At 53.1% G+C, this 18,359-nt stretch carries 23 protein-coding genes; 18 read left to right on the top strand and 5 right to left on the bottom strand.

Translation table 11 applies throughout. The features are described from left to right. From AC1DUO_RS21220 to ruvX, 10 genes are all read left to right on the top strand, one after another. Positions 1–430 (top strand): CfaE/CblD family pilus tip adhesin (locus tag AC1DUO_RS21220; RefSeq protein WP_477988611.1); only part of this gene is annotated, 430 nt, incomplete at its 5' end. A gap of 11 nt (positions 431–441) precedes the next feature. Then, positions 442–1,557 (top strand): CfaE/CblD family pilus tip adhesin, encoded by a 1,116-nt coding sequence (locus AC1DUO_RS21215; RefSeq protein ID WP_112197168.1) that lies wholly within the window; start codon positions 442–444, stop codon positions 1,555–1,557. Between the two features lie 55 nt (positions 1,558–1,612). Further along, positions 1,613–2,362, top strand: a complete 750-nt coding sequence (locus AC1DUO_RS21210; RefSeq protein WP_119261931.1) for a fimbria/pilus periplasmic chaperone — start codon at positions 1,613–1,615, stop codon at positions 2,360–2,362. Positions 2,363–2,670: 308 nt separating this feature from the next. After that, positions 2,671–4,065 (top strand): sugar porter family MFS transporter, encoded by a 1,395-nt coding sequence (locus AC1DUO_RS21205; protein WP_013576822.1) that lies wholly within the window; start codon positions 2,671–2,673, stop codon positions 4,063–4,065. 90 nt (positions 4,066–4,155) lie between these two features. After that, a complete protein-coding gene (locus tag AC1DUO_RS21200) occupies positions 4,156–4,677 on the top strand; it encodes a SprT family zinc-dependent metalloprotease (RefSeq protein ID WP_119261932.1) in 522 nt (173 codons plus the stop codon). A gap of 93 nt (positions 4,678–4,770) precedes the next feature. Continuing rightward, complete coding sequence (gene endA / locus AC1DUO_RS21195; RefSeq protein ID WP_119261933.1) at positions 4,771–5,484, top strand: deoxyribonuclease I; 714 nt, start codon at positions 4,771–4,773, stop codon at positions 5,482–5,484. Between the two features lie 87 nt (positions 5,485–5,571). Beyond that, on the top strand, positions 5,572–6,303 hold the full coding sequence (gene rsmE / locus AC1DUO_RS21190) for a 16S rRNA (uracil(1498)-N(3))-methyltransferase (RefSeq protein WP_112150887.1): 732 nt from the start codon (positions 5,572–5,574) through the stop codon (positions 6,301–6,303). Positions 6,304–6,314: 11 nt separating this feature from the next. Continuing rightward, complete coding sequence (gene gshB, locus AC1DUO_RS21185; protein WP_013576826.1) at positions 6,315–7,265, top strand: glutathione synthase; 951 nt, start codon at positions 6,315–6,317, stop codon at positions 7,263–7,265. Between the two features lie 128 nt (positions 7,266–7,393). After that, positions 7,394–7,957, top strand: a complete 564-nt coding sequence (locus AC1DUO_RS21180) for a YqgE/AlgH family protein (protein WP_013576827.1) — start codon at positions 7,394–7,396, stop codon at positions 7,955–7,957. After that, on the top strand, positions 7,957–8,385 hold the full coding sequence (gene ruvX, locus AC1DUO_RS21175) for a Holliday junction resolvase RuvX (protein WP_013576828.1): 429 nt from the start codon (positions 7,957–7,959) through the stop codon (positions 8,383–8,385). The genes AC1DUO_RS21180 and ruvX overlap by 1 nt, the downstream gene beginning before the upstream one ends. Here the strand turns inward: ruvX and AC1DUO_RS21170 are convergent. After that, positions 8,376–9,398, bottom strand: a complete 1,023-nt coding sequence (locus AC1DUO_RS21170; protein WP_119261934.1) for a type IV pilus twitching motility protein PilT — start codon at positions 9,396–9,398, stop codon at positions 8,376–8,378. The genes ruvX and AC1DUO_RS21170 overlap by 10 nt on opposite strands. A gap of 22 nt (positions 9,399–9,420) precedes the next feature. On the opposite strand from AC1DUO_RS21170, the gene AC1DUO_RS21165 reads away from it, so the two are divergent. The 6 genes from AC1DUO_RS21165 to hemW all read left to right on the top strand — a co-directional run bounded on the left by AC1DUO_RS21165 (position 9,421) and on the right by hemW (position 13,724). Next, complete coding sequence (locus tag AC1DUO_RS21165) at positions 9,421–10,140, top strand: YggS family pyridoxal phosphate-dependent enzyme (RefSeq protein ID WP_119261935.1); 720 nt, start codon at positions 9,421–9,423, stop codon at positions 10,138–10,140. A gap of 72 nt (positions 10,141–10,212) precedes the next feature. Continuing rightward, positions 10,213–11,034: a pyrroline-5-carboxylate reductase gene (gene proC / locus AC1DUO_RS21160; protein WP_477988608.1), complete on the top strand. Its 822-nt coding sequence runs from the start codon at positions 10,213–10,215 to the stop codon at positions 11,032–11,034. An 86-nt stretch (positions 11,035–11,120) separates the two neighbouring features. Continuing rightward, the gene (locus tag AC1DUO_RS21155) at positions 11,121–11,675 is read left to right on the top strand and encodes a YggT family protein (RefSeq protein WP_112150889.1); all 555 of its coding nucleotides are present in this window, start codon (positions 11,121–11,123) and stop codon (positions 11,673–11,675) included. After that, positions 11,660–11,965 carry a DUF167 family protein YggU gene (gene yggU / locus AC1DUO_RS21150; RefSeq protein ID WP_013576833.1) on the top strand — a complete coding sequence of 102 codons (306 nt, stop codon included), beginning with the start codon at positions 11,660–11,662 and terminating at the stop codon, positions 11,963–11,965. Before AC1DUO_RS21155 ends, yggU begins: the two co-directional genes overlap by 16 nt. Before the next feature lie 21 nt (positions 11,966–11,986). Continuing rightward, positions 11,987–12,595, top strand: a complete 609-nt coding sequence (locus AC1DUO_RS21145; RefSeq protein ID WP_119261936.1) for an XTP/dITP diphosphatase — start codon at positions 11,987–11,989, stop codon at positions 12,593–12,595. Continuing rightward, on the top strand, positions 12,588–13,724 hold the full coding sequence (gene hemW / locus AC1DUO_RS21140; protein ID WP_013576835.1) for a radical SAM family heme chaperone HemW: 1,137 nt from the start codon (positions 12,588–12,590) through the stop codon (positions 13,722–13,724). The genes AC1DUO_RS21145 and hemW overlap by 8 nt, the downstream gene beginning before the upstream one ends. Before the next feature lie 81 nt (positions 13,725–13,805). Here the strand turns inward: hemW and AC1DUO_RS21135 are convergent, their stop codons facing one another. From AC1DUO_RS21135 to trmB, 4 genes are all read right to left on the bottom strand, one after another. Continuing rightward, complete coding sequence (locus AC1DUO_RS21135) at positions 13,806–14,540, bottom strand: YggN family protein (protein WP_013576836.1); 735 nt, start codon at positions 14,538–14,540, stop codon at positions 13,806–13,808. 24 nt (positions 14,541–14,564) lie between these two features. Then, on the bottom strand, positions 14,565–15,491 hold the full coding sequence (glsB, locus tag AC1DUO_RS21130; RefSeq protein WP_013576837.1) for a glutaminase B: 927 nt from the start codon (positions 15,489–15,491) through the stop codon (positions 14,565–14,567). 192 nt (positions 15,492–15,683) lie between these two features. Further along, the gene (locus AC1DUO_RS21125) at positions 15,684–16,010 is read right to left on the bottom strand and encodes a YggL family protein (RefSeq protein ID WP_013576838.1); all 327 of its coding nucleotides are present in this window, start codon (positions 16,008–16,010) and stop codon (positions 15,684–15,686) included. Next, positions 16,010–16,729, bottom strand: coding sequence for a tRNA (guanosine(46)-N7)-methyltransferase TrmB (trmB, locus tag AC1DUO_RS21120; protein ID WP_013576839.1), 720 nt, complete (start codon positions 16,727–16,729; stop codon positions 16,010–16,012). Before trmB ends, AC1DUO_RS21125 begins: the two co-directional genes overlap by 1 nt. A gap of 223 nt (positions 16,730–16,952) precedes the next feature. On the opposite strand from trmB, the gene mutY reads away from it, so the two are divergent. Continuing rightward, the gene (mutY, locus tag AC1DUO_RS21115; RefSeq protein WP_477988598.1) at positions 16,953–18,029 is read left to right on the top strand and encodes an A/G-specific adenine glycosylase; all 1,077 of its coding nucleotides are present in this window, start codon (positions 16,953–16,955) and stop codon (positions 18,027–18,029) included. A 33-nt stretch (positions 18,030–18,062) separates the two neighbouring features. Next, positions 18,063–18,359: oxidative damage protection protein (locus AC1DUO_RS21110; RefSeq protein ID WP_477988595.1), on the top strand; the 297-nt coding region annotated here is incomplete at its 3' end.

Raw genomic sequence — 18,359 nt, 5'->3', positions numbered from 1 at the left:
AGGTAATCAAACGCAAATGAACGGCTCGGCTACTATAGATATGTGTTTGTACGATGGGTATGGCTCGAACAGCACCAGTTTCACCCTGAAATTTGACGATCAGCAGCAGGGGACAACCGAGCGCAATAACGGATACTTCTCTATTTATTCTGATCACGGCGACACTAATTTGGATTCAGGACGCATTGATTATTATGTGCGAATGCAGGCACCCGACGGCAAATACGTCAGCGTAATACGCGGTGATGATCTGGTGATTTCTGATATTCAGACCGCTCATATCCGGCCTGTACATCTGCCCGGGATCCCACAGGCAGTATTGTGTGTTCCTGCGCCACTGGAACTCAGCACCAAGACAATGGATATCAACAGTAAACAAGCCGGGCATTATACCGGACATCTGATTGTGAATTTTACACCGCAGCTTTAAGGAAAGTGAATATGTCCGTTAAAAGAGCATGTTTTTTTGCACTGTTTGCCACTCTGGCACCTGTGCTGACAATACTGCCAGCACTTGCAGAAAGCGTGCCTCCTGCCGGACGAGATACGCCTGTAAGCGCAACTTTTGACAGAGGAACACCGCCCAGTACACTCGGCATCTGGACGCATGAAAGTGGAGGTTATGACACCGAAGACCCGAGGTTATGGGGGAGAAATAACTGGCGGTGTTTATCAAATACGTCTCCGGAGACCGGGCAATGTAAAAGTGGCGAAGCCAAAAATGCGAATGGAGACTGGGGAGCAACAGGGGATACGCTTATTCCTACTCTCTTTACTGAGAAGAAGAGCGGCCTGCAAGCCGTTATTAATCTCAAAGGCTACCATTCGAGTTCGGCAGATGGCACGCATTTTTTAGTCACTGCGGGGGCTGACAACGGTGCCAAAGAAACCTTTCTCTATATGTTTATCAACGGGGATGAATTGAAAAAACTTCCGGTTGGCGGAGTCTGGGAAGGTACACTGGCGCTGGATCTGTGGCAGTGGTCCCCGGGTAAAAATCTGGCCAGATGGACAGCGCACATCACCCTCAACGTCACTGACAATAACAACCAGCAAATCTACTTACCCGAATTTGGCGAAGCCGCACCGCGCGTTGACCTTAACCTGCGCCCGTTGCCCGGCACTAAAGGTAATCAAACGCAAATGAACGGCTCGGCTACTATAGATATGTGTTTGTACGATGGGTATGGCTCGAACAGTACCAGTTTCACCCTGAAATTTGACGATCAGCAGCAGGGGACAACCCAGCGCAATAACGGATACTTCTCTATTTATTCTGATCACGGCGACACTAATTTGGATTCAGGACGCATTGATTATTATGTGCGAATGCAGGCACCCGACGGTAAATACGTCAGCGTAATACGCGGTGATGATCTGGTAATTTCTGATATTCAGACCGCTCATACCCGGCCAGTGCATCTGCCAGGGATCCCACAGGCAGTATTGTGTGTTCCTGCACCACTGGAACTCAGCACCAAGACAATGGATATCAACAGTAAACAAGCCGGGCATTATACCGGACATCTGATTGTGAATTTTACGCCACAGCTTTAGGAGATTCTCCTGGCAACGGATTGCACTTCATCACCGCATTCACGTAAGGATTTTTATGCGCAGATCACAAATACAAAGGCGGGTCTCAGACCTGAAACTGCTCCCGTTACTGATGCTGACCATACCTGTCCTGTGTTTTGCCAACATCACCGTTTCACCGATGAAAGTAACGCTTAACGAACAACATGCTGCTGCACTGGTCATCAGTTCTAAAAGCGAAACTACCCAGTATATTCAGGGAAAAATCACCGAGGTTCATAACCCCGGCACACCACAGGAAAGTGAAACGCCTGCACCACAGGGCGCACAAAACAGTCTGGTGGTCTCGCCGCTAAAATTTGGTTTGCCCGCCGGTAACAGCCAGCCGGTGAGGATCGTCGGCCTCGGTGAAAGCAACGAAGAAAAAATCTACCGCGTGCATTTTCAGTCAATGACTCCGGAAGAATTCAAAAACCCTGCCAGCAACAAAAATTTCACCAGCGAACTGAACCTGACCATTGTCTGGGGGGTCGTCGTCATGGTGCCGCCAGCAAAACCGGTCGCCAGACTGGGTTGGGATCCATCTACTCAGCAAATTACCAATACCGGCAATATCCATCTGCTGGTACAGCGTATTGGCCTGTGTGACAGCGATAAAAAGGAAGCACGGTGCCAGTGGAAAGAGCTGAAGAAAAACGTCTATCCGGGCAAGCCATACAGCCCATCGTTACCATTTTCGGCTTCAGCATCGTCTGAAAAAGTCCGAATTGAGTATTTCAACGATTACACTCAAAAGCAGGAAGCGGGAAGTTTTATGGCCAGATGATGGCTAAAATGAAAACGGTTACAGAAAATAATTTGTTATAAATTAATAAGTTATTTGTATATGTAAAAGTTTGAAACACTGTATTGATTGATATAAATCAATTTATGGGCTATTACTCTCAGGCACATCTCCTTCCTGTTACGCTATCCGTTTGAAACCCTTCAGAAACAAGATACCCAGCCACACCTATTAGTGTAAACGATTACAACACTGTGACCGGGTTCACGTTAAGCTGTGTGCAGGGTTAATAACATAACAGCCTAAGCATTATTACAAACTCAAAACGATTGCATTATTTTGGAGACCGGATGAACAACTCAACTTCGACCAAAGGAAAACGCTCGAACAAAAGCGTCACTTTCTTTGTCTGTTTTCTTGCTGCACTTGCCGGACTGCTGTTCGGCTTAGATATCGGCGTCATCGCGGGCGCCCTGCCCTTTATCAGCCATGACTTCCAGATTACTAACCACCAACAGGAATGGGTTGTCAGCTCCATGATGTTTGGTGCCGCCGTCGGTGCTGTCGGCAGTGGCTGGCTGAACTTCCGTCTGGGACGTAAATTCAGCCTGATGATCGGCGCAGTTCTGTTCGTTGTCGGCTCCCTGTGTTCCGCCTTTGCGCCCAACACAGAAGTGCTGATTGTTGCCCGTGTTCTGCTGGGTCTGGCTGTCGGTATTGCCTCTTACACCGCACCGATTTACCTGTCAGAAATCGCACCGGAAAAAATCCGCGGCAGCATGATTTCCATGTACCAGTTGATGATCACCATCGGTATTCTGGCCGCATACCTGTCGGATACCGCGTTCAGCTACACCGGTGCATGGCGCTGGATGCTGGGCATCATCACCATTCCGGCATTGCTGTTGCTGGTTGGCGTCTTCTTTCTGCCGGACAGCCCGCGCTGGCTGGCCGCTCGTGGCGATGACGGTAAAGCACGCCGCGTACTGGAAAAACTGCGTGATTCCAGTGAGCAGGCAAAACATGAACTGGATGAAATCCGTGAAAGTCTGAAAGTAAAACAAAGCGGCTGGGGTTTGTTCGTTAATAACAAAAACTTCCGTCGTGCGGTTTACCTCGGCGTTCTGTTGCAGGTCATGCAGCAGTTCACCGGTATGAACGTCATCATGTACTACGCACCAAAAATCTTCGGCATCGCCGGTTTCGCCAGCACCTCTCAACAGATGTGGGGCACGGTGATCGTCGGGCTGGTTAACGTTCTGGCGACGTTCATCGCCATCGGTCTGGTTGACCGCTGGGGCCGTAAACCTACGCTGAAACTGGGCTTCCTGGTGATGGCAGTCGGTATGGGTGTGCTGGGTACTATGCTGCATATCGGTGTCGAATCCGATGCGGCGAAATACTTCTCCATTGCCATGCTGCTGATGTTCATCGTTGGTTTTGCGATGAGTGCTGGTCCGCTGATTTGGGTACTGTGTTCTGAAATTCAGCCGCTGAAAGGCCGCGATTTTGGTATCACCGTGTCTACTGCGACCAACTGGATCGCCAACATGATTGTCGGCGCAACCTTCCTGACCATGCTCGACAGCCTCGGCAATGCCAATACCTTCTGGGTGTACGCCGCGCTGAACGTGGTCTTCATCTTCATCACTATTGCGCTGATCCCTGAGACCAAAAACGTCTCACTGGAACACATCGAACGCAACCTGATGAAAGGTGAAGCCCTGCGCGACATCGGTAAGTAAGTTAGCAATAAATAAGCCTGCCATTCCTCCCCTGCAAAGGGGAGGAATTCCATATTGCATCTCTCCCCCGCCAGATTTATCCTTCGCCAGATGAAAACCTCACGTCTCCCCATCGCCCTGCAACAAGCCGTTATGCGCTGCCTGCGGGAAAAACTCCAGATGGCAAATCAGTTTTTTGGCACCGATTACACGGAGCCGGAAATCAACTATCAGCAACGCGGCACCAGCGCGGGAAGCGCGTATCTGCAACACTGGCAAATCCGCCTTAATCCGGTATTACTGCTGGAAAATCAGCAACCGTTTATCGATGAAGTGGTGCCACACGAGCTGGCCCATTTGCTGGTATACCGCCGTTTTGGTCGCGCTCCTGCACCGCACGGCAAAGAGTGGCGCTGGATGATGGAACATGTGCTGGGTGTCTCAGCGAGCAGAACCCACAAGTTCGAAGTGGCATCCGTGCAAAGTAAAACCTATCCGTATTTATGCGCCTGCCGCGACCACCTGTTGACCGTGCGACGCCACAATAAGGTGATGCGCAAGGAGTCGGAATACCGCTGCCGCCATTGCGGCGAACTGTTACGTTTTAACGCTAACGGCATCACTAATTGCTGATTTTTCAATCACTCATTAGCAGCAAAGTCCCATTGTCACATCGCGCCGCATCCGTTACCCTTCCGGCCTTTTAGTCCTGGGTCTTTCAGAAACATGTTTCATAAAACGTTCTTATCTTTTCTGTTTATCAGTGCGCTGACACCGCTGAGCGCCTTCAGCCAGTCCGGCAACGCCATCAATAACTTCAGTCAGGCCAAAGCCGCTGCCGTGAAAATCAATCAGGGCGCGCCAACATTTTACTGCGGCTGCGATATCAGCTGGCAGGGGAAAAAAGGCACGCCGGATCTGCAATCCTGCGGTTACGCGGTACGTAAAAGTGAACAGCGCGCCAGCCGGATCGAATGGGAACATGTGGTTCCCGCGTGGCAGTTCGGCCACCAGATGCAATGCTGGCAGGATGGCGGGCGCAAAAATTGCGCGAAAAGCGCCGACTATCGCAAGGTTGAAACTGACCTGCACAACCTTGAACCGGCCATCGGTGAAGTGAACGGCGACCGCAATAATTTCATGTACAGCCAGTGGAACGGTGGCGAAGGTCAGTATGGCAGCTGTGAAATGAAAATCGACTTCAAAGCCAAAGCCGCCGAGCCGCCAGCCCGCGCCCGTGGGGCCATTGCGCGCACTTACTTCTACATGCGTGACCAGTACAAACTGAATTTATCCCGCCAGCAGACACAGTTGTTTACCGCCTGGGATCGCCAGTATCCGGTCACTTCATGGGAATGTGAACGCGATAACCGCATTGCCAGGGTACAGGGGAATCACAACCCTTACGTTCAGCAGGCTTGCGTGCAAAGAAAAAGCTAACCTACTATAGGGCACAATAGTCAGCGACAGGGCTGGCAACAGTTGCCAAAATAGCCCACTTCACCACTTTAAGGACAGCAGCCGCACATGCGCATACCCCGCATTTATCATCCGGAAATCCTGACCGCTCACAGCGAGATTGCGCTGAGCGAAGATGCCGCCAATCACGTCGGGCGCGTTCTGCGTATGCAGCCGGGTCAGGCGATTCAGTTATTTGACGGCAGCAACCAGGTCTTCGAAGCCAGCATCACGCAGGTTGATAAGAAAAGTGTGCGTGTCAGCCTGAATCAGGGCGTGCTGGCGGATAATGAATCCCCGCTGAATCTGCATCTTGGTCAGGTGATCTCGCGTGGCGAGAAGATGGAATTCACCATTCAGAAATCTATTGAGCTGGGCGTGAATACGATTACTCCGCTGTTTTCCGAGCGCTGTGGCGTCAAACTTGACGGCGAACGTCTGGAGAAAAAATTGCAGCAGTGGCAGAAAATCGCCATTGCCGCCTGCGAACAGTGCGGACGTAACCGTATCCCTGAAATTCGTCCGGCGATGCAGCTCGAAGCCTGGTGCAACGAGCAGGACGACAGCCTGAAGCTGAACCTGCACCCGCGCGCCAGCCACAGCATTAACACCCTGCCGCTGCCGGTAAGCCATGTCCGCCTGCTGATCGGTCCGGAAGGCGGTTTATCCGCTGAAGAAATTGCAATGACCTCCGGCTACGGATTTACTGATATCCTGCTGGGACCCCGTGTTCTGCGTACAGAAACCACAGCACTCACCGCGATTACAGCCTTACAGGTTCGTTTCGGCGATCTGGGTTAAGAGGAAACCAAATGATTAAGCTTGGCATCGTGATGGATCCGATCTCTTCCATCAACATTAAAAAAGACACCAGTTTCGCTATGTTGCTGGAAGCGCAGAGTCGTGGTTACGAACTGCATTACATGGAAATGAATTCCCTGTATCTGCGCGGCGGCGAAGGCCGTGCGACCACCAAAAAACTCAGCGTGAAGCAGGATTACGATGGCTGGTATGAGTTTGGCACAGAGCAGGATATCGCCCTGCAGGAACTGGACGTGATCCTGATGCGTAAGGATCCGCCGTTCGATACCGAATTCATTTATGCCACTTACATCCTCGAACGTGCCGAAGAAAAAGGCACGCTGATCGTCAATAAACCGCAGAGCCTGCGCGACTGTAACGAGAAGCTGTTCACCGCGTGGTTCCCTGAACTGACGCCAGATACGCTGGTTACCCGCAATGCAGCGCAGTTGAAAGCGTTCCATAAAGAACACACTGACGTGATCCTCAAGCCACTCGATGGCATGGGTGGCGCTTCCATTTTCCGTCTGAAACCTGAAGATGCCAACGTCTCCGTCGTTATCGAAACACTGACCGAACACGGCAGCCGTTTCTGTATGGCACAAAACTACCTGCCAGCCATCAAGGACGGTGACAAACGCGTTCTGGTGGTCGACGGCGAACCGGTGCCTTACTGCCTGGCGCGTATTCCGGCGCAGGGTGAAACCCGCGGTAATCTGGCTGCCGGAGGCCGTGGCGAAGCCCGTCCGCTGAGCGAAAGTGACTGGGCAATTGCCCGTACCGTTGCGCCAATCCTCAAGCAAAAAGGCCTGATTTTTGTCGGTCTGGATATTATCGGCGATCGTCTGACGGAAATTAACGTCACCAGCCCGACCTGTGCACGTGAAATCGAAGCCGCCTTCCCGATTTCCATCACCGGCATGCTGATGGACGCCATCGAGAAACGTCTGGCTTCACGATAAGCACAGATTAAAATCGATAAACGGGTTGTTCAGCATTGCTGGATAACCCGCTTTTTTTGGCGAGCCTGACGTAATAAACTGGCCTGCCTGCACTGATTTCAATTCTGAGGTTAAACATCCTGCATACCATGAATCTACAACATCACTTTCTTATTGCGATGCCTGGCCTGGATGAACCCCAGTTCAAACGTTCGGTCGTGTACATCTGCGAACACAATGAAGACGGCGCCATGGGGCTGGTGATTAACAAACTGGTCGACGATTTCACCATTGAAAGCGTACTCGACAAACTCGACATCACCCCCGAACCCCGTGACCTGAGTATTCGTCTTGATCGCCCGGTTTTTTCCGGGGGGCCGCTGGCAGACGATCGCGGTTTCATTTTGCATACGCCGCGCGAAGGTTTTGGCTCCAGCATCCGCATCTCTGACTGCACGATGATCACCACCTCGAAAGACGTGCTGGAAACGCTGGGCACGCCCGATCAGCCAAAAGATGTGCTGGTGGCACTGGGTTATGCCGCATGGGAACAGGGCCAGCTTGAAAAAGAATTACTGGAAAACTCGTGGCTGACCATTGAAGCCAGCAGCGATATTTTGTTCCGCACCCCCATTGCTGACCGCTGGCGCGAAGCAGCGAAAATGATCGGCGTTGACGTCGGACAGCTCGCCACCCATGCGGGGCACGCATAATGGCAAACCGCACGGTTTTTGCTTTCGACTTCGGCACCAAAAGCATCGGTCTGGCTATTGGTCAGGAAGTCACCGGCACCGCCCGTCCGCTGACCTCGTTTAAAGCGCAGGACGGCACACCGGACTGGCAGAAAATTGAAAAACTGCTGAAAGAGTGGCTGCCGGATCTGGTGGTTGTCGGTTTGCCGCTGAACATGGACGGCACAGAACAACCCCTGACCGCCCGTGCGCGCAAATTTGCCAACCGTCTGCATGGCCGTTTTGGCGTTCAGGTTGAACTGCACGACGAACGCCTGAGTACCGTAGAAGCCCGCGCTGATTTGTTCGATCGCGGCGGTTTCCGTGCGCTGGATAAAGGCAGCGTGGATGCCGCTTCCGCCGTCATTATTCTGGAAAGCTGGTTCGAGAAACAGTGGAGTCAGTCCTGATCTTCCGCCAGTAATCCCGCACGTTGCCGCTGCTGACGGCTTTGTGCGAACGTCTGCATGCCGGCCTGCGCGCCGGTTTGCAGGATATCCGCCAGCTGATGCGTTTTCCCTTCACGAATTAAATTGCACACCGCCGGTGTGGAGGTCAGCACTTCAAAAAGCGCTACCCTTCCCGCTTTTCTCCCATCCTTTTCTTCAGTCACCGCCAGTTTTTGCGCGATCACGGCCCGCAGGCTACCCGCCAGTTGCGCGCGGACAAACGCTTTTTCTTCTGCCGGAAACACATCAACCAGCCGGTCAATGGCCTGTGTGGCGTTGCGCGTATGCAGTGTCGCGAGAACCAGATGGCCGGTTTCTGCCGCCGTCAGCGCCAGCCGGATACTGTCAGTGTCACGCAGTTCGCCCAGTAACAATACATCCGGATCTTCACGCAGAGCACCGCGCACCGCTTCACCAAATGAACGCGTATGCAGCCCGAGTTCGCGCTGCTGAATCAGACAGTGCCTGCCAGTATGGATAAGCTCAATGGGGTCTTCCAGCGTAATAATATGGCGCTTCGCATGGCGGTTGAGATGATCAATCAGCGCCGCCAGCGTGGTGGATTTCCCGCTGCCCGTCGCGCCGGTGACCAAAATCAGGCCGTCTTCCTGCATAATCACATGCTGCAAGATATCCGGCACCCTCAACGCAGCCAGCTCGGGGCAACGGGCAGGCACCGGTCTCAGCGCCGCAGACAACCCGTGCAGTTGCTGAAAGATATTGAGCCGCATCCGCACGCCATCACCCAATGTCAGCGCTTTATCCACCTGTCCGGCCAGCTGCAAAGTATGTTGTTCATTGGCATCCAGCCACGCATGGATCAGCCCCAGCATCTGCGAAGCCTCCACCACCGGCAGATCTTCACAGCGACATAATTCCCCGTCAATGCGCAACACAGGCGGATAGCCGGTACAAAGGTGCAGATCGGAGGCATTTTGCTTTACACTACGTCCCACTAATCCATCAATATCCATGTTGAAATCCTCCTGAGTCCCTATGAGCCTTAGTCAGCAAAACGCTATTGAGCAGAACTTACAGAATGTCCGCGAGAAAATCGCAGCCGCTGCACAACATTGCGGCAGGTCTCCAGAAGAAATTACCTTGCTTGCAGTCAGCAAAACAAAACCTGCGAGCGCTGTCGAAGAAGCGATTGCCGCCGGGCAGTTAGCGTTCGGCGAAAACTACGTGCAGGAAGGCGTGGATAAGATTGCCCACTTTGCCGGACATCAGCCTGCGCTGACCTGGCATTTCATCGGGCCATTGCAGTCGAATAAAAGCCGCCTGGTGGCGGAGAACTTTGACTGGTGCCATACCATTGACCGCCTGAAAATCGCCCAGCGGCTGAACGAACAACGTCCGGCCGGTTTAGCGCCTTTACAGGTGCTGATTCAGGTCAACATCAGTGATGAGGCCAGTAAATCCGGCATTGCAGTGGGCGATATCGCAGAACTGGCCCGACAGATTATGGCGATGCCCCGCCTGATACTGCGCGGCCTGATGGCGATTCCGGCAGTGGAAACGGATCACGCGCGACAGCTTGAGGTCTTCGGCAAGATGCGGGATGCGCTGAAAGATTTACAAAATATTTGTCCGCAGGCCGATACGCTGTCGATGGGTATGACCGATGATATGCCTGCGGCAATTGCGGCTGGCAGCACGATGGTTCGCATCGGGACCGCCATTTTCGGTGCCCGTGATTACACCATAAAACAGTAACCTTTATCTTTGGGTTTACTGCTTTACTCTTGATAGGCTCAATTCAGCCCCCATTAAAAGCAAGGAGCATGAATGCAACATCGCAAAATCAGTTTTATCGGCGCCGGTAATATGGCGGGCGCAAGTATTTCCGGCCTGGTCGAGAGCGGCTATCCGGCAAATCTCATCAGCGTTTGTGCCCCTTCCACCACGCATCGCGATGCGCTGGCTGATAAATATGGCGTGCAAAGCAGCAGCGATAACAGCGGCTGTGCAAAGGAGGCGGATGTCGTTGTTTTGTCGGTAAAACCGCAAATGATGGCCGATGTGTGTAAAGCACTGCAAAAAGACGTGGATTTTAGCGACAAGCTGGTACTGTCGATTGCCGCAGGCGTCAGTGTGGCGCGCTTCTGCGAGTTGCTGGGCGATAATCTGAACATCGTGCGTATCATGCCGAACACGCCATCCCTGGTCGGGAAAGGCATGAGTGGCCTGTACGCACCTTCTCAGGTTTCTCAGGCAGACCGTGATTACAGCGGCGAACTGATGACCGCCGTCGGGAAAATTTGCTGGGTCGATACCGAAGAAGGTATCAACCACGTAATTGCCGCCGCAGGCAGCGCCCCGGCGTATTTCTTCCTGTTTATGGAAGCAATGCAGGCTGAAGCGCAACGTCTGGGTTTCAGCGCTGAAACCGCACGGATGCTGGTTGAGCAAGCCGCCAGCGGCGCCAGTGCTTTAGTCGCCGCCAGTCCGGACACGCCATTGTCACAACTTCGTGAGAATGTGACGTCCAAAGGCGGCACGACGTTTGAAGCTCTGAAGGTTTTCACCGACCGTAAATTACCGGAGATTGTCTCCGAGGCCATGCAGGCCGCCATTACCCGCGCGCAGGAAATGGAAAAACTGTTCTAATAAGAGCAAATAATAAAATAACACTGCCCAAAATCATTCGTGTTGCCTCAAGACGACACGCGAAGGATGAAGGGCATAGGAGAATTATGTTAACGCTGACGTTTCTGGTTAAAACCCTCATAGATCTCTACGTGATGGTTCTGCTACTGCGCATCTGGATGCAATGGGCACGTACAGATTTTTATAACCCGTTTTCACAGTTCGTGGTGAAAATTACTCAGCCTGTTATCGGCCCACTTCGCCGGATTATTCCGCCGCTGGGCCCAATTGACAGCGCGAGTTTGCTGCTGGCGTTTATCCTTTGCACCATCAAATTCCCGCTGCTGTTGCTTATTCAAAGCGGCGCGATCTTCTTTGGTCTGAGCAGCCTGCTGATTGGCCTGATAGGGCTGGTTAAAGCCGCCGGTTATCTGGTGTTCTGGCTGGTGATTATCCGCTCGCTGATGAGCTGGGTGAGCCAGGGCCGCGGGCCGATGGATTACCTGCTGATGCAACTGACTGAGCCGCTGATGGCGCCAATCCGTCGTATTCTTCCGGCGATGGGCGGCATCGATTTCTCGGCGATGGTGGTGATCCTTATCCTCTATATGCTGAATTATCTGGGGATGGATCTGCTGGGTGCGTTGTGGTTCCAGCTTTAAGCCCGGCGTTCTGGCAATCTGATGCGCTGGTTTTGCGGCTGGTTATCCAGCCCAAAGCCAGCCGCGACAGCCTGGTGGGTTTGCATGGCGACGAACTGAAAGTCGCCATCACCGCCCCGCCGGTTGATGGTCAGGCGAACACACATCTGGTGAAATTTCTCGCAAAACAGTTTAAAGTCGCCAAAAGTCAGGTCAGCATTGAAAAGGGCGAACTGGGCCGCCATAAACAAGTCCGCATTACACATCCGCAAAATATCCCGACTGAGGTCGCGGTACTGCTCGCAGAATAACGTTTACGTCAGGACTCTCCCATGCAGAAAGTCGTATTAGCTACCGGCAACGCCGGTAAAGTGCGTGAGCTCGCACATCTTCTGGCCAGTTTCGGGCTGGACGTGGTCGCACAAACGGAACTCGGTGTTGAATCTGCCGAAGAAACCGGGCTGACGTTCATTGAGAACGCCATCCTGAAGGCCCGCCATGCGGCAGCGGTCACCGGTTTGCCAGCCATTGCTGATGATTCAGGTCTGGCGGTGGATTTTCTCGGCGGCGCGCCGGGGATTTACTCCGCACGCTACGCAGGCGTTGATGCCAGCGATCAGCAAAACCTCGATAAACTGCTGGTGGCGCTGAAAGACGTGCCACAGGGTCAGCGCGATGCGCGGTTCCATTGTGTGCTGGTATATATGCGCCACGCTGAAGACCCGACGCCGCTGGTGTGTCACGGCAGTTGGGCTGGTGAGATTACCTTTGCCGAAGCAGGCGAAGGCGGCTTCGGTTATGACCCGATTTTTTATGTTCCTGAGCTGGGCAAGACCGCCGCAGAACTGACCCGTGAAGAAAAAAGTGCGGTCTCGCACCGTGGACAGGCACTGAAACTATTGCTTGCCGCGATGAAAGAGGCTGTACAGAAGAATGCGTAAGTTACCGCCGCTGAGTCTCTACATCCATATTCCGTGGTGCGTGCAAAAATGCCCTTACTGCGATTTCAACTCGCACGCGTTAAAGGGTGAAGTGCCGCATGACGATTATGTCGCGCATCTGCTGGCTGATCTGGATGCAGACCTGCATCTGGTGGGCGGACGCAGTGTGGGGACGATTTTTATCGGCGGCGGAACCCCAAGTCTGCTGAGCAGCGAAGCGATGCAGAATCTGCTCGACGGCGTGCGTGCGCGGTTGCCGCTCGATGCTAATGCTGAAATCACCATGGAAGCTAATCCGGGTACCGTCGAAGCAGACCGCTTCAGCGGCTATCAGCGCGCCGGTGTGAACCGTATCTCCATTGGCGTGCAAAGTTTTGATGCGCAGAAACTGGAGCGTCTGGGGCGTATTCATGGCCCTGACGAAGCCACACGCGCGGCGCATCTGGCGACCGGCCTGAACCTGCGCAGCTTCAATCTGGATCTGATGCACGGCTTGCCGGATCAGACGCTGGAAGAAGCGCTGGACGATTTGCGTCAGGCTATTGCACTCAACCCGCCGCATTTGTCGTGGTATCAGCTGACTATTGAGCCGAATACAATGTACGCCTCGCGCCCGCCGACCCTGCCGGATGACGATGCACTGTGGGATATTTTCGAGCAAGGCGATCAGTTGCTGACTGCGGCTGGTTATCAGCAGTATGAAACCTCGGCGTATGCCAAACCGGGCTACCAGTGTCAGCACAATCTGAACTACTGGCGCTTCGGGGATTATCTCGGCATCGGTTGTGGCGCGCATGGCAAACTGACGCAGCCCGACGGGCAAATCCTGCGTACCGTAAAAACCAAACATCCTCGCGGCTATATGCAGGGACGTTATATGGACAAACAACATCCGGTCGAAACCGAAGATTTGCCGTTTGAATTCTTCATGAACCGCTTCCGCCTGCTGGAAGCCGCGCCGCGTGAAGAGTTTGGTCTGTATACCGGGCTGGATGAGTCGGTGATACGCGCACAGCTTGACGAAGCGATCACCAAAGAATATCTGGTGGAAACCGCCACGCACTGGCAGATCACCGGCAAAGGAAAATTATTCCTCAACTCACTGCTGGAGCTGTTTTTGGGGGAGTAAGGTGCAGTTCACAAAGGACGGTTCGTTTTCCAACAAAAAAACCGCGTAATCGCGGTTTTTTTGTGTCTGTCATTTAGCCGGTTACTTTTTCAAATCCGCCAGCAAGGCTTTGTGCTGAGTATCCAGATTCGTCACACGCTTACAGACGTCATCGCCAAAGGCTTTGAACTCTTTTTCCTGCTTGTTCCACTCTTCCTGAATGGCTTGCTGCAGCCCGCCAAGATTACCCATCATCGCCTGCAACGGATTCCCACCGCTGGTAGCCTGTTTGAGGCCCATTTCGTTGATGCTGTCCTGCATCACGCCGCCCATGGTTTGTTCCATCAGCTTCTGACCGTTTTGCTTAACCTGATCCACCGCTTTATGGTGGAAGGTCAGACCGTCGGCGCGGTGCTCAATGATCAGGTTCATTTGTTGCTTCAGTTGCTTGTCGAGCGTGACCAGACGGTTACGCACGTTGCTGTCGGTGCCCAGTTTCTCGACGATCACCCGATCTACCGCCACGCGGCCTTTTTCGAGATGCGCCGTCGCACCCTGATCAATCCACGGCAGGTCGCGGCGCAAACCGGCCTGATAATCGATCGCTTCCTGACGCTGTCTGGCGCTCAGGGTCATGTCTTTACCGTTGAGGGTCACGTTACCATTTGGCGTGATCAGCAAATCACCGCTGTTGCCGACCACCTGAACGGTCTGCGGCTTAATGATCACATCATCTTTAGGCTGTACGGCACACTGATAGTCCGCCTGTGCGCTCCACGCACTGAGAGCCAGCAACGCAGCAAGTCCGGTTTTTACCACTCCACTTTTTACTAACATGTACTCTCCCTTAAGACAGCAAACTCAAAAAATTGAACGGCCAATACGTTGCGCCAGTAGTTCTAAGGCAGCAATACCTGCCAAAGAGTTCCCTGCCGCGTCAAGTTCCGGCGACCATACCGCGATACACATCTCCCCCGGCACCACGGCAATAATACCGCCGCCGACACCGGATTTGCCCGGCATCCCGACGCGATAGGCGAACTCACCCGCACCATCGTACATACCGCTGGTCACCATCATCGCATTAATCTGCCGTGCCTGACGGGCATCAATGAGCGGTGTCTCGCTACCCAGCGGATGCCCTTTATTGGCCAGATACACAAAGGTGCGCGCCAGCTCTTCACAGCTCATGCGCAATGCGCAGTAGTGAAAATAGGTGTGCAAAACGGTGATGACGTCGTTGTCGAAATTACCGAAAGACTTCATCAGATACGCAATCGCCGCATTGCGGTCGGAGTGCTCAAACTCGGAACGCGCAACGTGYCGATCGTAGTTGAGATCTGCCGATCCGGCCAGCTGACGCACCACTTCCAGCATTCTCTGCTTCGGTGCCGAAAGCCGGGTTTGCAGCATATCGCAGACCACCAGTGCGCCCGGATTGATGAACGGGTTACGCGGTTTACCCTGTTCCAGCTCAAGCTGTACCAGAGAATTGAATGGCTGACCGGACGGCTCTTTGCCGACACGCTGCCAGATTTCGCTTTCCTGATAACGGGTCAGCGCCAGCGTCAGGCTGAGAACTTTTGAGATCGACTGGATCGAGAAACGAATATCGGCATCACCGGCACGAAAGATCTCCCCTTTCGTGGTACACACGGCGATTCCTAAATGATCGGGGCTGACTTCCGCCAGAGCAGGAATGTAACCGGCCACTTTACCCCGACCTATCAGCGGCCTGACCTGCGCAAGAATATCTTCCAGCAAACTGTTATCAAGTTCGGTACCCAACGTCCTGCCTCCAGATGTAACAAAGGTGCCGGAAGGCACCTTTATGAGATTCAGAGATCCTCAGGATCTGCCTAAATCATTCGAGTTGTATCAAGGCGACAACTGAACTTATCCCCGGGAGCTTACAAAAGTAAGTGACCGGGGTAAGTGAAGGCAGTCAACGCAGAGACAATTCGAAGGATGACGGCAGAATCAGTCCCACCAGATATCGAATAACTCAGAAACTTCCACGTCTTCCATTTTATGGTCTTCTAACCATTTTTTGACCAGCGCACGTTGTTCATCAGTGCAATGGCCGATGTCCTGACGGCAAACCAGACCTTCCCATTGCAGATAGCCACTGCCGTCGAAGGCCAGCTTGTTTGGCTCGATCACACCGTCAATGAATTTATCCAGTGATTCGTCAATGGTTTCTACCGCGGTACCTTCCGGGAAACGCCATTTTACAGAGAAGCCCAGTTCCTGGAACTCGGCAATGTGTAACTTCTTACGTAAACGACGACTGCGATTTGTAGCCATTATTGCTTCCTCTCAAACATCAGATCCCATACGCCGTGGCCTAAACGCTGGCCACGCATTTCGAACTTGGTCACCGGGCGGGATTCCGGACGCGGGACATAATTGCCCTCCTGCGACAGGTTCACCCAGTTTTCTAAACTGGTCATGACGTCAAGCATGTGCTCCGCATAAGGCTCCCAGTCGGTTGCCATGTGGAATACACCGCCCACTTTCAATTTTTTGCGCAGCTTCTCAACGAACTCCGGCTGCACGATACGGCGCTTATTATGACGCGCTTTGTGCCACGGGTCAGGAAAGAATAGCTGCACCATGTCAAGCGAGCCATCCGGAATCATTTTTTCCAACACTTCGACCGCATCGTGACACATTACGCGCAGGTTACTGACACCCTCTTCATGCGCGGTCGCAAGACAGGCACCGACGCCAGGCGAGTGAACTTCAATGCCGATGAAATTCTGGTCCGGGTTCTGTTTCGCCATCGTGACCAGCGAGGTGCCCATCCCGAAACCGATTTCCAGCACAACCGGTGCCGGGCGACCAAACAAGGCATCAATTGCCAGAGGTTCTGCCTGAAACTCCACGCCCATCACCGGCCAGAAATTGTCCAGCGCGAATTGCTGACCTTTGGTCAGACGGCCCTGACGGCGGACAAAACTACGGATACGGCGCATCGCGCGACCGTTCTCGTCGAACTCCGGTGAAATGACGTCGTTTTTCATGGTGTTTCCACTCCGATTGGCAAGACGCGGTACACGCGCGCGGATGCCTGTGCTTTGGTCACTGAATATAAGGAAAGGCGCATTATCCAAACTTACTCCCGATTAGCAAGGTTTGACGGCAGGAAATCCGTCAATACAGTGCGGAAAGTTCCGGTTTACAGCCAGACGGGAACTGTGATGTGATCAGCCCCGTCTTTTAACCCTGCCGGACTGTAATTCACCCATGATGGAAACCCCTGGTTTTATGGAAGCAAAAAGTTTTTCGCCGCTGGTGCTCGACTGGTATCAGCGCTATGGCCGCAAAACGCTGCCCTGGCAAATCGCAAAAACCCCCTATAAAGTCTGGCTTTCTGAAGTGATGTTGCAGCAAACGCAGGTAGCGACTGTCATCCCGTATTTTGAACGCTTTATGGAACGTTTCCCGACGGTGTCTGATCTCGCCGCCGCGCCACTCGATGAAGTACTGCATCTGTGGACCGGGCTGGGTTACTACGCCCGCGCACGAAACCTGCATAAAGCAGCGCAAACTATCGTCAGCCAGCACAGCGGCGTATTTCCAACAACCTTTGATGAAATTCTTGCGCTGCCCGGCATTGGCCGTTCCACAGCGGGTGCCGTTTTGTCGCTGGCACTGAATCAGCATTACCCCATTTTGGACGGCAATGTGAAACGCGTGCTGGCCCGCTGCTACGCCGTTGACGGCTGGCCGGGCGAGAAGAAAACCGAAAATAAACTGTGGGCGATCAGTGAAGACGTCACACCTGCCGAAGGGGTCGCGCAGTTTAATCAGGCAATGATGGATCTGGGTGCGATGGTGTGTACCCGCAGTAAGCCGAAATGCGAGCTATGTCCGGTGAAGTCAGGCTGTGAAGCCTATGCACATCACAGCTGGGCAAAATATCCGGGGAAAAAACCCAAGACGACGTTACCGGAAAAAACGGCCTTTATGCTGATGATCCAGCAGGAGGATAAAGTCTGGCTGGAGCAGCGTCCGTCCGTCGGCCTGTGGGGCGGATTGTTCTGCTTCCCGCAATATTCGACCGAAGACGAACTCACGCTGGGGCTGCAAAAATACGGTGTTACGCAAAATGCGTTGCAGCAGCAGACCGCCTTTCGTCACACTTTCAGCCATTTCCATCTGGATATCGTCCCGATGTGGTTAAATCTGCGTTCTCCGGCAGGTTGCATGGATGAAGGTGCGGGTCTCTGGYATAACTTAGCGCAACCACAATCCGTCGGGCTGGCTGCGCCGGTTGAACGTCTGCTGATGCAATTAGCAAAACAGACCACTGGCAAATAACCGCCCCAAAAGAACGATCGATAAGGAATTAGCATGAGCAGAACGATTTTTTGCACCTTTCTCAAGCGCGATGCCGAAGGGCAAGACTTCCAGCTGTACCCTGGCGAGATTGGCAAACGTATTTTCAATGAAATTTCTAAAGAAGCCTGGTCACAGTGGATGGCCAAACAGACCATGCTGATCAACGAAAAGAAACTCAGCATGATGAACCCGGATGACCGTAAATTGCTGGAACAGGAAATGGTGAATTTTCTGTTTGAAGGTCAGGACGTTCATATCGAAGGCTACAATTTTCTGTTTGAAGGTCAGGACGTTCATATCGAAGGCTAC

The organism is Rahnella sp. P4_A8 (genome assembly GCF_056402435.1).
Note: the sequence above shows the minus strand (reverse complement) of the source record. Positions and strands in the feature narration are given on the sequence as shown.

What these genes read in the sequence shown, in the direction of transcription:
- AC1DUO_RS21215 (WP_112197168.1), top strand. Translation starts at nt 442, where the DNA reads ATGTCCGTTAAAAGAGCATGTTTTTTTGCACTGTTTGCCACTCTGGCA.
- AC1DUO_RS21210 (WP_119261931.1), top strand. Translation starts at nt 1,613, where the DNA reads ATGCGCAGATCACAAATACAAAGGCGGGTCTCAGACCTGAAACTGCTC.
- AC1DUO_RS21205 (WP_013576822.1), top strand. Translation starts at nt 2,671, where the DNA reads ATGAACAACTCAACTTCGACCAAAGGAAAACGCTCGAACAAAAGCGTC.
- AC1DUO_RS21200 (WP_119261932.1), top strand. Translation starts at nt 4,156, where the DNA reads ATGAAAACCTCACGTCTCCCCATCGCCCTGCAACAAGCCGTTATGCGC.
- endA (WP_119261933.1), top strand. Translation starts at nt 4,771, where the DNA reads ATGTTTCATAAAACGTTCTTATCTTTTCTGTTTATCAGTGCGCTGACA.
- rsmE (WP_112150887.1), top strand. Translation starts at nt 5,572, where the DNA reads ATGCGCATACCCCGCATTTATCATCCGGAAATCCTGACCGCTCACAGC.
- gshB (WP_013576826.1), top strand. Translation starts at nt 6,315, where the DNA reads ATGATTAAGCTTGGCATCGTGATGGATCCGATCTCTTCCATCAACATT.
- AC1DUO_RS21180 (WP_013576827.1), top strand. Translation starts at nt 7,394, where the DNA reads ATGAATCTACAACATCACTTTCTTATTGCGATGCCTGGCCTGGATGAA.
- ruvX (WP_013576828.1), top strand. Translation starts at nt 7,957, where the DNA reads ATGGCAAACCGCACGGTTTTTGCTTTCGACTTCGGCACCAAAAGCATC.
- AC1DUO_RS21170 (WP_119261934.1), bottom strand. Translation starts at nt 9,398, where the DNA reads ATGGATATTGATGGATTAGTGGGACGTAGTGTAAAGCAAAATGCCTCC.
- AC1DUO_RS21165 (WP_119261935.1), top strand. Translation starts at nt 9,421, where the DNA reads ATGAGCCTTAGTCAGCAAAACGCTATTGAGCAGAACTTACAGAATGTC.
- proC (WP_477988608.1), top strand. Translation starts at nt 10,213, where the DNA reads ATGCAACATCGCAAAATCAGTTTTATCGGCGCCGGTAATATGGCGGGC.
- AC1DUO_RS21155 (WP_112150889.1), top strand. Translation starts at nt 11,121, where the DNA reads ATGTTAACGCTGACGTTTCTGGTTAAAACCCTCATAGATCTCTACGTG.
- AC1DUO_RS21145 (WP_119261936.1), top strand. Translation starts at nt 11,987, where the DNA reads ATGCAGAAAGTCGTATTAGCTACCGGCAACGCCGGTAAAGTGCGTGAG.
- hemW (WP_013576835.1), top strand. Translation starts at nt 12,588, where the DNA reads ATGCGTAAGTTACCGCCGCTGAGTCTCTACATCCATATTCCGTGGTGC.
- AC1DUO_RS21135 (WP_013576836.1), bottom strand. Translation starts at nt 14,540, where the DNA reads ATGTTAGTAAAAAGTGGAGTGGTAAAAACCGGACTTGCTGCGTTGCTG.
- AC1DUO_RS21125 (WP_013576838.1), bottom strand. Translation starts at nt 16,010, where the DNA reads ATGGCTACAAATCGCAGTCGTCGTTTACGTAAGAAGTTACACATTGCC.
- trmB (WP_013576839.1), bottom strand. Translation starts at nt 16,729, where the DNA reads ATGAAAAACGACGTCATTTCACCGGAGTTCGACGAGAACGGTCGCGCG.